Origin of the sequence: Paenibacillus agaridevorans (assembly GCF_003112455.1) — a bacterium.
GTDB lineage: Bacteria > Bacillota > Bacilli > Paenibacillales > Paenibacillaceae > Pristimantibacillus > Pristimantibacillus agaridevorans.
Genome location: NZ_BDQX01000390.1, coordinates 39,824 through 41,119 on the forward strand (window position 1 = coordinate 39,824; position 1,296 = coordinate 41,119).

The 1,296-nt window shown below is 57.4% G+C and carries 1 protein-coding gene; it reads right to left on the minus strand.

The window, feature by feature from the left end:
* Nucleotides 1–1,296, minus strand: a 1,296-nt coding sequence (locus PAT3040_RS37620) for a hypothetical protein (RefSeq protein WP_181376921.1), incomplete at both ends; no start/stop codon positions are given.

The following is a 1,296-nucleotide window of genomic DNA, read 5'->3' on the forward strand; positions in this document are numbered from 1 at the left end:
GCCGGTATCCGCATAAGCCTTGCGCCCGATCCGGACGTAATCCACATTCGCCGTGGACGTGCCTGCCGCGATCCGGTACATATGATGCGAATCTGTCTCGTTATTGCCTCTCGGAATATTGTAGAAACTGAATACCTGCTGGACCGATGCAGGAGCCGAACCCGAATTCAGACTGACGGTATGGGGTACATCGTCCAGATAAACGGTCATTTCTCCGCCGCCCGGTTCCTTGAGCGCGTAAACCTCTAAACTGTCGCCGAAGAAAGTTCCGCGCAGCTCTCCGCCGGGCGCAATACGCGCCGCCTTGCCGTTATGGTAAGCGCCGCCCGTCACTTCCGTCCAGCCGCTGCCGCCGAGCGCCCCGAGACCGGAGCCGATGACTGAGCCGTCGATCACTTCGATGTAGTCAAGCCATACATCCCATGATTTCCAGAAGGAGTTGTGTTTCACATATCCCGTCTCGTCGTTCAGGGAAGTCAGTACCAGCGTATGGCTCCCTGGGGATAGTCCAGTGACGGACAGCAGCTCGTCGTAAGCAGTGAACACCAGATCGTTATTGCCGTCAATGACGCCCTCTCTGGCTCCATTGTCGATGCTATAGCCGATCTGTCCTACCCAAGAAAACTTCATGCCGTAGAGCCGGATACCCGTCCCGTTGAAGCTCAGCGTCAAAGTAGAGTCCTCGGACGGCTTGCTGCGCAGGTGCAAGGTGCGGTTCATCGCTGCCCATTCGAAGGTACGGACATCCCATGCGCCTGTCAATGCTGAAGTACCGTACAACTCCTCCGCCTGAATGGACTCGAGCGGCGTCTCCGCTTCACGGATCTTATAGGACAACGCGCCGTCATCGTGAAGTCGTAATGTCTCCTTGTAGTAATCCCGCGCCGGTCGCGGCTCGAAATCCTCATGGTAGACGACCAGTCCGTCATGCACGACAACCAAATCGTCAATGACAGCGGTTCCCGGTCCGTTCACAAAGAAATGGAGCCGGTAATCGTCGGAGGAGCCCAACGTGAAGGTCGATTCATGAGCGTAGATCTGTCCGCTCGGGGCGGTTGCCGTCGTCGCTCCCCTGTCGCCCGCCGTACCGCATGCTCCGTCGCATGCTTTGAACATCACATCAACGCCCGTACCGATTACCTTATATTGAAACCGAACCGTGTAACTCTCGCCCGCCTGCAAAATAAACCTCGATGAGTCGGTTCGTGCGATCTCCACTGGTCCGGCTGCTTTCCCGTCGGCTGCTAACGAACGGCTGCCATGGATGGCCAGCCCCGTTTCTCCCGTCACTCGGCC